This is a genomic window from Paenibacillus timonensis (assembly GCF_022427145.1).
GTDB lineage: Bacteria > Bacillota > Bacilli > Paenibacillales > Paenibacillaceae > Fontibacillus > Fontibacillus timonensis.
On sequence record NZ_JAKSXN010000053.1, the window covers coordinates 24,951 to 37,497 of the forward strand.

Genomic DNA, 12,547 nt, shown 5'->3' on the forward strand with positions numbered 1-12,547 from the left:
CCGTCTTATTTCCGTCCGATATATAAAAAATGCAGGCTGGTTCCCATCAGGTTCTCGTCCTGACTCAAGCGGTACCCGATCTCCAGCCATTTCCTATACTCGTCATCGGTTAACCGGTTGATTTCGTTTTCTTTGCTGCCTAATATATTTTCGACGCCGGCAAAAGCCAATTCCGCCAAACCGAAGCTTGCCATCAAGCTTCTGGCTTCTTTGAAATCGGTGAAATAGGCGGTGGTGAAGCCTTCGGACGTTTTGTTCTCGACATGGGTTAAATAACCAAGTAACTGGTCTATCGACTCTACAGGCTGCAAATTGGCCAGGTAATCTTGGAGCGGCGCATAATTCGAAATAAACGAAGCGACGAGGAGGCCGCCGGGTTTTAGATGTCTCAATGCCTCTTCCACCGCCGTCTTGCGATCGGCTTCCTTAACCAAATGATACAGCGGGCCCATGAGCAAAATCACGTCAAACGTTTGGATAATTCCGCTTAAATCTAAGGCATTCCCATGGATAGTACCTGCTAAAGAAACCCCGCGTTCATCGGCCTTTTCGCGCGCTACCTCGATATGACGCTTTGATAAATCAAGCAGGGTAACCTGGTGCCCTTTTTCTGCGAGGTAGATCGTGTATCTTCCGGGGCCGCCTCCGATATCAAACACCTGCAAATGATCACCGGTGACATATTCGTCCAGATAACGTTTGGTGATGTCGAATTCGATTTTATGTCTTTCCAACCGTTCCCATTCATCATACTGATTGTCGTACCATTGCTGAATCTCCTTCATCTTCCATGACCTCCCGATTGAAAGTTGAGGAGAATATAAGCAATGTTAAGCGATGAATGCAAGGAAAAGATGCACGAAAACACACCGCCTAATCTATTTACAGATAGGCGGTGTGGTGGGTTGTTTATTTGTTTATTTATTTTAGAGCGGTCGTTAACAGCAACACCAGGCCGCTGCGCGTAACTTTAGAATCGGCGGATAAGCCCGCCAGGTTGACATCTTTGCCCGACGCTTCAGCGATGACCGTGGCAGCCTCTTTTACCGTGAGCGTGTTTTTCGGGAGGAACGATTGATCGACAAGCGCTTCGAGTGCCCCGGCTGCCTTCAGCGCTTTTACCGCCGGCAAGGCCCAGTCCGGGACATCGGAAATATCGGTATACCCGGTGGCTACGGAAGATTCGGGAACATGAAAAGCCCGGCTGACCATGACCACGAATTCGGCTCGCGTCACCTTAGCGGCGGGACGGAAGGTTCCGTCGCCATACCCTTGCACGATCCCGGCTGCCGCCGCTTCTTTGATCAGCGCGGCATGGGGATCAGAGGAAATGTCCGTAAATCCGACCGAACCCGTGTCTGGAGTCGAGCCTGGGTCTGTCGGTGCTGCTCCGCCGGCTTCCGCCGGAAGAGCGGCTCCTTTTAGGTCCGTAATTCGGCCTTGGGAGGCAGCCTTTACCGTAACTGTTTGATCCAGGTGTTCGCGGAACACTTCATAATCCACCAGATTCAGTTCGTAAAACCGACCGTCGTCTTTCGCTTGTTTCATGGAAGCGTAGAAATCTCCGCCCGCAGCCATGAATGAATTGGTCGCTACAATATAATAAGCTTTGGGATCGATATCCGCATAAGTGCCGTCTTCGTTTTGAACTTGGACTTTCACGATGCGTTGACCGTTTTGCGTTTTCTTGCCCGTAACGTCATCGATGACTTCGCCCGGCTTCGTCGAATCGTAGTAGAAGCGCAGGCCCGAAACTTGCGGGAACCGCCCTTCCCCATCTTCGACGCCGCTGACGCCGTTTTCCAGCGCGGCGGTAATTTCGGCCCCGGTCATTTTCAGCGCGGTCAGATTGTTGCCGAACGGCATCGTCGTCAGCAAGTCGCCTAAGGTGATATCCCCGGCCTGAATCGAAGCGCGGATGCCGCCGCCGTTCTGAATCGTGACATAACCTTTAACCCCGGTTTCCTTCACGATGCTCATGACCTTCGAACGCATGCCATCGGCGATAAGGTCACCCAGGTTGGTTTCCTGTTTGCGGACGCTGCCGCGTTCGCCGTCCAGGACGACGTCCGATTTGCCGATCACGGTTTTCTTCAACTCTTCCAGAGGAGCTGCGTATTCCTTCAGTTTGGCTTCCGCCGCGGCATCGCTCTTAATCAAGAAGTTGCCGGCGTCATCTTTGGCGTCCAGCGCAATCAGTTCGCCTTTCCAAGCGGTGAGTTTACCGGTGGAATCAAATGTGACATCCAATTGGCCTAAATTTTGATTGTATTCGCCCGTCTGCACGATCAACGTCGGCTCTTGCTCGGCATGGTGCACTTCCGGTGCCGACAGTTTGGTATGGGAGTGACCGCCTACAATGACATCGATCCCATCGACGGCTTCAGCCAGATCCTGGTCCACGGTGTAGCCAAGATGCGACAGTACGATGATCTTGTTGACACCTTCCGCTTCCAAAGCGTCGACTTGCTTCTGCGCGCTTTGGACTTCGTCGGCGAATTTGATGCCCGGTCCTGGCGAGGACAATACGGAGGTTTCCGGCGTAGTCAAGCCGATGATCCCGACCTTCTCACCGGCGATTTCCTTAATCACGGCCGGGTAAATCTGACCTTGCTCGCCCGGCTTGCCTAACCCGGAATGGCTTAGCCCTTTCAGGTTAGAATCGGCGCTAAAGTCCAGATTGGCGCTGACGAACGGGAATTTAGCCTGCTTGATGAACTCGGCTAAGGTTCTAGGACCTTTATCGAACTCGTGATTGCCAAACGTCATGGCATCATACTTCAGTTCGTTCATGAAGAACAGATCGGCCAAACCGCTGAACTGATTGAAATACAACGTTCCGGAAAAAACATCCCCCGCATCCAGTAACAGCGTATGATCGTTCCTGGCAGCGCCTACAGCCGTAACTCTTCGGGCAATGTTATCCAGGTGCGCATGCGTATCATTCGTATGTAGAACGCGCAACTGGTAGTCCTTGGCCCCTGTGCCCACAGGATCGGCAGCGCTTACGGGCAGCCCGGCCGCTCCGGAAGCAAGTCCGGCTACGATCGTACTGATCGCCAGCAGTTTACCGAAAGTTTTGTTTCTCCAATTCATCAAACCCATTCCTCCTCTACCACTTTTTGATGCACTACTCTATTAAATATAAGTAGTAGAGATATGAATGTAAATCACTCCAACCAAATTAACGATTAAATTTTACATTCCTCTGCGTTTCACCGGCCTAACGAGAATAAGAAACGCTTCGCCCGGGCATTTTAGGATCAGCAGGAAGACAGAACACCATTTCTAACTGGAGGTTACCCTATGAACAGCCAACGGGCAAAAGAGATCGTCGCTTCCCCTTCCATGGTAGACGTTACTTGCGATGGCGTGCCGATTTACATTCAACACGTTGACGAGAAGAACGAAACCGCACGGATATTTCCGCTTGGCCAACCGGAGAACGAAAAAGAAGTCGCATTATCTCAGCTCAACGAGCAATAAAGTAAGGCAGAAGGGTTGGTTTTGAACCTCCCTTCTGCCTTTTTATTTTACTCTCGAAAAATAGGTTTACATAACATTACTTATGTCACTCAAATTAGCGCCGGCTAAAATCATCGCATTGATCCCGTTCACGAATGCCTGCCCGCTCGCTTTGATGATATCAGTGTCCATGGCGCGCCCCGAATAGGTTTTTCCTCCCGCTTCAAGCTGAATGTTCACGCGTCCGACGGCTTCTTTACCATGGGAGATGCTATTGATCTTATAGGAGGTCAGCTTGGCGTCAATGCCGGTTAACGACTTGATCACGCTGTATAAAGCGTCGATCGGTCCGTCCCCGATGGCGCTGCCCTTCCGCTCTTGCCCATTCATCGTTAAGACGACGGTGGCAGTAGGGCAAACGTCGTTGGTCATCACCTGGAACGAAGCCAGTTCGAACAGCGAATGGCTGGATTCGTTCTGCACTTGCTGTTCGCTCAGCAGATAGTAGAGATCGTGGTCGTAGACTTCTTTTTTCGCATCAGCTAATGTCAAGAATCGCTGGAACAGCCGTTCGAACCCCACGGCATCGGACGAATCAAAACCCAGCTTCTCTACCGCATGCTTGACGGCATGCCGGCCCGATCGAGCCGTCAGGATCAGCTCCATGCTTTCAGCCCCCACCTCTTCAGGGGACATGATCTCGTATACCTGCTTATCCTTCAGCAAACCATCCTGATGGATGCCGGAGGAATGGGCGAACGCGTTATCGCCGGTGATCGCCTTATTGACCTGCACATCAAGACCCGTTAAATGGGTAAGCAGCCGCGACGTGCGGGTTAGCTCCTTCGTATCGATGTTCGTGCGGCAACCGTACAGCGCTTCGCGGACTTTCAGGGCCATCACCGCTTCTTCGAGCGATGCGTTACCTGCTCGTTCACCGAGTCCATTGATCGTACATTCGATCTTCTCCGCTCCGTTCTTGATGGCGCCTAACGTATTCGCCGTGGCCAAACCGAGATCGTTGTGACAATGCACGCTGAGAATGACCCGCTCGTCGAGGTTTTTCAGCCGCTCCTGAATGCGTCGGATCAGGCAGCCGAATTCCTCAGGCTCCGCGTAACCAACGGTGTCGGGGATATTAATCATCGTGGCGCCGGCTTTGACGACCGCCTCGATCGTTTTCCACAAATACTCGAAGTCCGCCCGAGAGGCATCTTCAGTGGAGTATTGAACATCGGGCAGCAGCGTCTTGGCATATTTCACGGCATCGACGCCCATCTGCAGCACGGCATCCTGCGAGCGGTTAAACTTCTTCTCCACGTGTACGTTGGATGCCCCGAGCACGATATGGATCAGCGGCTGATCCGCTTCGCGGATGCTTTCGTAGACGGTATCGATGTCGGATTTGACCGCTCGGGCCAAAGCCGTGATGCCCACGCTGTCTCCTACGCTTCGGGCAATTTGCTGTACTGCCTGAAAATCGCCTTGCGAGGAGGCGGGGAAACCCGCTTCGATGATATCGACGCGGAGGCGCTTCAGCTGCTGGGCAAACTCCAGCTTTTGCCGTACGTTTAATTTGGCGCCGGGAACTTGCTCCCCATCGCGTAACGTTGTATCCAATACAATAATGTTGCGGTAACGGTCCATCTGTGCGTTCCTCCCTGATTTGGATTTGATTGTTTGAAGTCCTCGGTTTGGGTTGCGTTTTTGGCATCTATCTCAAGCGGGGCTGATTAAACCCGGTCTCTAATCAACAAAAAAACCTCGTCTCTGCAATAGAGACGAGGTTTAACCCGCGGTACCACTCTAATTCATTTCACGTGACGAAATGATCTCCTTCGATGGCCAACACCATCTATCCCTGTAACGGCGGAATCCCGGCTTACCCTACATTTCAGGCAGCTGTTCATAGACGAGTTCAACATGACGGACGCTGCCGCTTCGCACCACCCAGCGGCTCTCTGAAAGGTCAAGTCATCTTTACTATTTCTAATCAACACATTTGGCATATGGAATTATTGGTTATTATATGCACCCTACGGCGGATTGTCAATACATCCCGGACTCTTAAGGTTAAGCTTCCACCGAGGCGTGCATCTTACTCGGCGCCTCCTCCCATGACACCGAATACGCTTGGCCCTTTGCGCAAAAAATCGAAGTCGAGGTGTAGGCCGGGTCCGCGTTCTTGTTGTAGCTCTTACGGTCAATCACCGCTTCGGTTTGATGACAAGCTTCGTAACCGCCGGATTTCAACGTGATGGATCCTTTGCCATGTGTCATGGAAGCCAGCTCAACCCCGTAATCCATAAAGGTGGCCACCGGGACGACGCCGGTTATGACGGCCGTCTCTGCAGCCGTTTCGGGCGGGTCAAATCGGCCGTGGGCTTGCTGGATGTCGGTCAACACTTTACCCAGATGATCCAACCCTGCTTTTATTTTAAACTGATACACCGGTTCCAAAAGCAGGTTCTCTGCCTGCTCCAGCGCTTGCCGCAGCGCGCGATAGGTGGCTTCGCGGAAATCCCCGCCGCTGGTATGTTTGTTATGCGATCGTCCGGTCAGCAGCGTCACCTTCACATCCGTCAGGGGCGAGCCGGTCAATAAGCCGTGATGCTCCCGTTCCAGTACATGCTGCCCGATCAAGTTCTGATAACCAACGGACAAATCGTCGGCGTGACAGGCGTTCACGAAGGTGACGCCGCTTCCCCGTTCCCCCGGTTCGAGCCGCAAATGGACCTCGGCATAATGGCCTAAAGGCTCGAAATGTCCGCAGCCAACGACCGGAGCGGCTATCGTTTCCTTGTACAAAATCTCCGGTGCACCAAACGCGACATTCATCCGAAAACGCTCCTGCAGCACCTGCTGCAAAATTTCCAGCTGGATTTTGCCCATTACGTGGATATGCAGCTCCTGCAGCGCCTCATCCCAGCGCGTCCCCAAGGTAGGATCCTCGGCGTCCAGCAACCGAAAGACGCGCAGCACTTCCTTCAGATGCAGCGGCGGTTCGAACCGCACCTTGGATTGCAGCGTAGGCGCGAGCTCGCGGCGGATCGTATCGCGCAGCGCCCCGACCGCTTCGCCGGAATACGCTTCGGTGAGCCCCGTCACCGCGAACAATTCGCCTGCGCTGACCCGTTCGGTTTGAACGAAGCGCTGGCCGTTGTATTTGCGGATGCCGGTCACTTTTTCCGTACGAGGGTCTCCTTCGCTTTCCGGGCCATACGTGATTTCATCCCGAACCTTCAGCTCCCCCTGCAGGGCTTTGATGAACGTCACCCGCGTCCCTTGCTCGTCATGCCGAATTTTGTAGACGCGGCCGGCAAAAGGCAGCCGAGGATCATACGTGGTTACCGTCAAGCGATCCAACGCATTGAGAAACGGATCGATGCCGATGTCCAGCAAGGCCGATCCCTGCAAGCAGGGAAAGACCCGTCCGACTTGAACGAGACGGGCCAAGTGCGCGTTCCATTCCTCATCCGAACCGGCTCCATCCAGAAAAAGCTCAAGCAGCGCTTCCTCCCGTTCGGCTAACCAGGCCTGGCGCCATTCATCCAAATTGCCGCTTTCCGCCCAGCCGGACAAGTCCAGCACATCGCCGCTCAGCTCGGAGCGGATGTCCTCCAAAACCCGATCCGGGTCTGCACCGGTGCGGTCGGTTTTGTTGATAAAGAAAAACGTCGGAATCCCGTAGGAGCGAAGCAGCTGCCAGACCGTCTCCGTATGTCCTTCGACGCCTTCCACGGCGCTGACGATGGTGACGGCGTAATCGAGCACCTGCAGCGCCCGTTCCATTTCAGCGGAGAAATCGACGTGACCAGGCGTATCCAGCAAAAAATACGTCGATTCCCCGTACTTCATTTCCGCCTGATCGGCGAACACGGTGATCCCGCGCGCCTTCTCGATCTCGTGGCTGTCGAGGAAGGCGTCGCGGTGGTCGACCCGGCCGCGGCTGCGAATCGTTTGCGTGTGAAACAAGAGCGCCTCGGCAAAGGTCGTTTTGCCGGCGTCGACGTGCGCCAGCAGTCCTATCGTTTTATGCATGGCCGCGTCCCCCCGCCGCCTAGTTTTTAAAGCTGTGGATCGGCGCCGGAATGCGTCCGCCCCGCTCGATGAACGGTGCGCAGTTAAAGGCGTTGACCGGCATAATCGGCGCGTAGCCCAGCAGGCCGCCGAATTCCACGATCTCGCCGACGTCCTTGCCGATGACCGGGATGATCCGGACGGCCGTCGTCTTGTTGTTAACCATGCCGATGGCCGCTTCGTCGGCGATGATGCCGGAAATCGTCGCGGCGCTGGTGCTTCCGGGAATCGCGATCATGTCCAGACCGACGGAGCACACGCACGTCATCGCTTCCAGCTTCTCCAGCGTCAGCGCCCCGCGCTGCACCGCTTCGATCATGCCGTGGTCCTCGCTGACCGGGATGAACGCGCCGCTGAGACCGCCGACGTACGAGGAGGCCATGACGCCGCCTTTTTTCACGTTGTCGTTCAAGATCGCCAGCGCCGCCGTCGTTCCGGGCGCACCTGCTTCCTCCAAACCCATCACCTGGAAGATCTCCGCAATCGAATCGCCGATCTCCGGCGTTGGGGCGAGCGACAGGTCGATAATGCCAAACGGAACGCCCAGCCGTTTCGAGGCTTCCTGCGCCACCAATTGGCCCACCCGGGTCACTTTAAACGCCGTCCGCTTGATCGTTTCGCATAACGTCTCGAAATCCTTGCCCTTGACTTCCTCCAGCGCACGCTTCACCACGCCGGGACCGCTGACGCCCACGTTGATGACGCATTCCTGCTCCCCGACGCCGTGGAACGCCCCGGCCATAAACGGGTTATCCTCTACCGCGTTGCAGAACACGACCAGCTTGGCGCAGCCGATGGAACCCCGGTCCGCCGTCCGCTCGGCCGTCCGGAGGATAATGTCGCCCATCCGTTTCACGGCGTCCATATTGATGCCGCTGCGCGAGGAGCCGACATTCACCGAGGAGCAAACCCGGTCCGTCACGGCCAGCGCTTCAGGGATGCTGTCGATCAGCACCCGGTCACCGTTCGTAAAGCCCTTTTGCACCAGGGCCGAGAACCCGCCGATAAAGTTGACGCCCACTTCCTTGGCCGCTCGGTCCAGCGCTTCGGCTACCGGCACGAACGTATCGGTCTTGAGTCCGCCCGCGGCGATCGAGATCGGAGTCACCGAAATCCGTTTGTTAACGATCGGCACGCCAAACTGCTTCTCCAAATCCTCGCCGGTTTTAACGAGATGCTCCGCCGTTCGGGTGATTTTATCATAGATGTTCCGGTTAAATACGTTCATGTCCTCGTGAGCGCAGTCCATCAGGCTGATGCCCATCGTAATCGTGCGCACGTCGAGGTTCATCTCGCGGATCATCGAATTGGTTTCTTGTACTTCTACGCGTGAGATCATGGTGTCCCCTCCCTTCTTTAGATCCGGTGCATCGTGTTAAAAATATCTTCGTGCTGCAGCTTGATTTCCACGCCGATGGAGCGCCCCAGTTCCTGCAGTTCTTCGACCAGCTTCTCGAATTCTTTAGTCGGCGCGGTGATATCGACGATCATCATCATGTTGAAATAACCTTGAATGATCGTCTGCGAAATATCGAGAATGTTAACGTTATTATCGGCCAGATACGTGCACACCTTGGCGATAATGCCTACTTTGTCCTTACCCAGTACGGTGATAATCCCCTTCAAACGAAGCTCCCCCTTTAATTTAAAGACTCTCCGCAGTGCGGACGAGTCGTCTGCTCCGCTTATTATGGCAAAAGAACGGCAAATCTTCAATAACGGCTTTCACTCGGTGACGCGGAAAAATAACGCATTTCGGACGTCGATAGGGGTTTTGCTGGCGATGCGGCTTTCTTGCCGTCAGAGAAGGAGCCGGAAACGCCCTCGGCCTCGCAGTCCACGACACGGTACTTCCCTTGCTTCAGCTTCAAGTCGATGAACTCGACCACCTGCTGCAGCGAGGCGATTTGCTCCACGATGTTGGCCCGGTGCTGTTCCATCTGCTCGACCAGCTCCGGATATTCTCCGGGATCGGCATCGGCGGACACCTTCAGGAATGGCCGCATTTCGTCCAGCGGCATTCCGGTTTTTTTCAAGCAATTGACCAGTTTGATCGTATCCAGGTCCTCCTGGCGGTAAACGCGATGACCGTTCTCCTTCCGCTCGGCCCGAGGCAGGAGCGCAATTTTCTCATAATACCGGATCGTATCCTCTGTAATGCCGGTTAGATCGGAAGCTTGCTTGATGGTAAAGGTAGGCCCTTCGACAGATTGCTTCGCCATGCTTCTTCCTCCTGCTCTTTGGTAGAATCTCATTCTGCATTATATAACTTGGAGCCAGCTCCAAGTCAACTTTCTCTTTTCCATGAAAAACCGGCTTGACTTGGAGTCGACTCCAAGATCTACAATCAGCCTCAAGACAGGATCCGGGTCTATAGAATTCTTTCAGGAGGGATTACAAACATGCGCACAAATCGTGGAAATATCGCCTTAATTACGGGGGCCAGCGCCGGTATCGGGCTGGAGTTAACGCGTATTCTGCTAAACGAAGGATGGCAAGTCATTGGCTTGAACCGTTCCGACTGGCCGGCAGACGATCGGAAGCTCCAAAGCGCGGCTCAAGCCGGACGCCTAAGAACCTACAGGACGTCGGACTTATCCGACTTTGCCAGTCTGAGGCAAGCGGTCGAGCAAATCAAAGCCAACGAGGAACGAATTGACGTGCTGTTTAACAATGCCGGCCGCAGCTTTCCGGAATTGGAGTACTCGAAGCAAGGTCGCGAGCTTCACTACGAGGTGATGACAGTCGTGCCTTATATTCTCATGATGGAATTGAAACCGTTACTGAACCGGGGACGCTTGAAAACCGTCATCAATACTTCTTCGGCGGTGCTCACCCGGGTTAAATCGTTTGATCCGGACCGGCTGGCGCGGCCGACATCGTTCCGTAGGTTGTTTGGTCCTTACGCCGCCTCCAAGCTGGCGCTTTCCCTGTGGACGGAAACCGTCGCCCCGCAGCTTGCGGATGAAGGCATCGAGATCCGCAGCGTTGATCCCGGAAGCAACAATACCCTCCGTAAAGGGAAACGCTCGGGACTGCCGATCTGGCTAAAGCCGGTCATGAAGCTGTTCTTTTCCCCGCCGACCCATGGGGCAGGGCTGTTGTACACCGGGGCGCTGGGGAAGTATCGAGGTCAAACCGGCGTCTTCCTGATAAAAGGCCGACCTGCAGAGATCAAATTCCGGGAGCATGCCCAAACGGTGCTGAACCAAGTCCGGACGGTTTATGAGACCGAGTATCTCCGGCAGTGACGGCAAACGAAGAAAAGAGATTTGTTCCACCGGACGATCGGCCGGGAACAAATCTCTTTTTTTACCGGAAGTTCCGGTTCCGTTTCGCTTCATATTGCTTCTTCAGCAACGCAAATAGAACGGCATCGACGAATTGATTCTTCTCAAAGAAGGTTTCCTTCAAATATCCTTCCTCGTGGAAGCCGGTTTTCTCCAGCAAGTACCTGGACCGGATATTGTCCGGGTCGATGAATGCTTCGATCCGGTTCAGCCCCAGATCTTCGAACCCGAACCGCAGGATTTCCTGCAGCACTTCGGTCATGACGCCTTGGCGCCAATAGTCCGGATTCAGCTCGTATCCGACCTCGGCTTTAAAATGATCCTTCGACCAGTTGTGAAACCCGCAGGTGCCGATGACCCGGTCGCTTTCGGCTTTGACCGTGATTGCCCAGCGAAAGCCCCGCTTCTCCACATACCTGCTGTTCCACTTTTGGATCAGCTCCTCGGCTTCCCGGAGCTCCACGAAACGATCCAAATCATAATATTTGGTCACTTCGTCGTTGGAGAAATAGTGGAACAAATCGGCAGCGTCTTTCGGCGTCAACCTTCTCAGTACAAACCGTTCCGTTTCCAGTTGGGGGAACAATTTCATAACGACCGGTCCTTTCCTAGAGTATACGTAAATCTATTATAGGTGAAGGACCGCGCCGAAAGGAAGTGTCAATTCATTTCGGGTTTACTATTAAACGTTCGCTTAGGCGGTAACCGCCAGTCTGATTCCGATGCCAAACGGATCGCGCAGTCGGAGTTCATTCCCCTCCCGCTCATAAGCCACTTCGGCTTCGGCTAACCGGCTCTCTACGGCTTCCAAGGCCGGAAGGTCCGGCAGTTCCGTGGTAAAGTAACGAATGCCCACCGCATCCTCCGGCGCCGGCGGCGCCCCTTTGCCGGCCCAAAGGTTCAACCCGATATGATGATGGTATCCGCCCGCGGCGATAAATAGAGCCGCGCCCCCATAGTGGGCGGTGACCTCGAATCCTAGAATGCCGCAGTAGAACTGTTCCGCCTGATACAAATCGCCTACGTGAAAATGCACGTGGCCGATGCGGGTCCCTTCCGGCAAACCGCTCCACTCCGCCTGCTCGGACAGCGTCAGCAGGTTATCGATGTCCACGGGATCGGTCGTCATGAGAACTTCGCCTTCAGCGGTTTTCTGCCAGGTGTCCCGGGGACGGTCCGCATAGATCTCGATCCCGTTCTGATCCGGATCGCTCAGATACAGCGCTTCGCTGACCAGGTGATCGCCTTGTCCGACCGGGATCTGATGGCGAATCAAATTGCGTAGTGCAAGTCCCAACGTCACTTGGCCGGGAACCAAAATGGCAAAATGGTATAATCCGGACACGGACCGCTCGGGCAAAACCCGATAGCGGTGATCCGCCTCCAGAATCAGCAAGGGATTTCGGCCGTCGGCGGTTAACTCCGCGACCGAGCCGTTTTGGCGCAGCACCCGGAAGCCGATCACCTCCTGATAAAAGGCAAGCGAGCGGTCGAGATCGCGGACTTTGAGCTGAACAACGCCGATTTGTGCGGCGGGGTGAATAGGCAAGGGATGAGCCATGATTGATTTCCTCCTTCGAATAGGAACAAAAAATACAATATCGATTTGGGTCAGTAGGTGTAACAATGTTTGTTACATTTAATTGTTGTAATCAGTATAGTTACAGGAACTCGAGTTGTCAATTCTGCACCCAAAAAAGCCCCCTATTCAA

At 54.3% G+C, this 12,547-nt stretch carries 11 protein-coding genes and 1 other annotated feature; of the genes, 2 read left to right on the forward strand and 9 right to left on the reverse strand.

What is annotated here, in order from left to right; translation table 11 throughout:
- Positions 1-5: 5 nt before the first annotated feature.
- Together MJ257_RS18850 and MJ257_RS18855 are read right to left on the reverse strand one after the other, a co-directional pair.
- Complete coding sequence (locus tag MJ257_RS18850; protein WP_240270686.1) at positions 6-785, reverse strand: class I SAM-dependent methyltransferase; 780 nt, start codon at positions 783-785, stop codon at positions 6-8.
- Between the two features lie 136 nt (positions 786-921).
- Positions 922-3,096 carry a 5'-nucleotidase C-terminal domain-containing protein gene (locus tag MJ257_RS18855; protein ID WP_240270687.1) on the reverse strand — a complete coding sequence of 725 codons (2,175 nt, stop codon included), beginning with the start codon at positions 3,094-3,096 and terminating at the stop codon, positions 922-924.
- Positions 3,097-3,306: 210 nt separating this feature from the next.
- Between MJ257_RS18855 and MJ257_RS18860 the strand changes: the two genes are divergently transcribed.
- Positions 3,307-3,486 (forward strand): small acid-soluble spore protein H, encoded by a 180-nt coding sequence (locus MJ257_RS18860; protein ID WP_068785695.1) that lies wholly within the window; start codon positions 3,307-3,309, stop codon positions 3,484-3,486.
- Between the two features lie 66 nt (positions 3,487-3,552).
- Here MJ257_RS18860 and MJ257_RS18865 read toward each other — a convergent pair whose 3' ends face one another.
- The 5 genes from MJ257_RS18865 to MJ257_RS18885 form a co-directional block, all read right to left on the reverse strand.
- Entirely contained in the window at positions 3,553-5,112 is a 1,560-nt protein-coding gene (locus MJ257_RS18865) for a 2-isopropylmalate synthase (protein ID WP_240270688.1), read from the reverse strand.
- Positions 5,113-5,239: 127 nt separating this feature from the next.
- Positions 5,240-5,471 (reverse strand) — a binding site (T-box leader).
- A gap of 67 nt (positions 5,472-5,538) precedes the next feature.
- Entirely contained in the window at positions 5,539-7,506 is a 1,968-nt protein-coding gene (locus MJ257_RS18870; RefSeq protein ID WP_240270689.1) for a GTP-binding protein, read from the reverse strand.
- A 19-nt stretch (positions 7,507-7,525) separates the two neighbouring features.
- Positions 7,526-8,881 carry a PFL family protein gene (locus MJ257_RS18875; RefSeq protein ID WP_270406802.1) on the reverse strand — a complete coding sequence of 452 codons (1,356 nt, stop codon included), beginning with the start codon at positions 8,879-8,881 and terminating at the stop codon, positions 7,526-7,528.
- A gap of 20 nt (positions 8,882-8,901) precedes the next feature.
- A complete protein-coding gene (locus MJ257_RS18880; RefSeq protein WP_240270691.1) occupies positions 8,902-9,171 on the reverse strand; it encodes an ACT domain-containing protein in 270 nt (89 codons plus the stop codon).
- 86 nt (positions 9,172-9,257) lie between these two features.
- Complete coding sequence (locus MJ257_RS18885; protein WP_240270692.1) at positions 9,258-9,767, reverse strand: MerR family transcriptional regulator; 510 nt, start codon at positions 9,765-9,767, stop codon at positions 9,258-9,260.
- A 180-nt stretch (positions 9,768-9,947) separates the two neighbouring features.
- On the opposite strand from MJ257_RS18885, the gene MJ257_RS18890 reads away from it, so the two are divergent.
- The gene (locus MJ257_RS18890) at positions 9,948-10,796 is read left to right on the forward strand and encodes an SDR family NAD(P)-dependent oxidoreductase (RefSeq protein ID WP_240270693.1); all 849 of its coding nucleotides are present in this window, start codon (positions 9,948-9,950) and stop codon (positions 10,794-10,796) included.
- 61 nt (positions 10,797-10,857) lie between these two features.
- On the opposite strand, the gene MJ257_RS18895 is transcribed toward MJ257_RS18890, so the two are convergent.
- Complete coding sequence (locus MJ257_RS18895; protein WP_240270694.1) at positions 10,858-11,427, reverse strand: GNAT family N-acetyltransferase; 570 nt, start codon at positions 11,425-11,427, stop codon at positions 10,858-10,860.
- Between the two features lie 102 nt (positions 11,428-11,529).
- Positions 11,530-12,396, reverse strand: a complete 867-nt coding sequence (locus tag MJ257_RS18900; RefSeq protein ID WP_240270695.1) for a VOC family protein — start codon at positions 12,394-12,396, stop codon at positions 11,530-11,532.
- Positions 12,397-12,547: the final 151 nt, after the last annotated feature.

Coding starts and splice junctions, on each gene's coding strand:
- MJ257_RS18870 (WP_240270689.1), bottom strand. CDS start 7,506: ATGCATAAAACGATAGGACTGCTGGCGCACGTCGACGCCGGCAAAACG.
- MJ257_RS18860 (WP_068785695.1), top strand. CDS start 3,307: ATGAACAGCCAACGGGCAAAAGAGATCGTCGCTTCCCCTTCCATGGTA.
- MJ257_RS18900 (WP_240270695.1), bottom strand. CDS start 12,396: ATGGCTCATCCCTTGCCTATTCACCCCGCCGCACAAATCGGCGTTGTT.
- MJ257_RS18895 (WP_240270694.1), bottom strand. CDS start 11,427: ATGAAATTGTTCCCCCAACTGGAAACGGAACGGTTTGTACTGAGAAGG.
- MJ257_RS18885 (WP_240270692.1), bottom strand. CDS start 9,767: ATGGCGAAGCAATCTGTCGAAGGGCCTACCTTTACCATCAAGCAAGCT.
- MJ257_RS18855 (WP_240270687.1), bottom strand. CDS start 3,096: ATGAATTGGAGAAACAAAACTTTCGGTAAACTGCTGGCGATCAGTACG.
- MJ257_RS18850 (WP_240270686.1), bottom strand. CDS start 785: ATGAAGGAGATTCAGCAATGGTACGACAATCAGTATGATGAATGGGAA.
- MJ257_RS18865 (WP_240270688.1), bottom strand. CDS start 5,112: ATGGACCGTTACCGCAACATTATTGTATTGGATACAACGTTACGCGAT.
- MJ257_RS18890 (WP_240270693.1), top strand. CDS start 9,948: ATGCGCACAAATCGTGGAAATATCGCCTTAATTACGGGGGCCAGCGCC.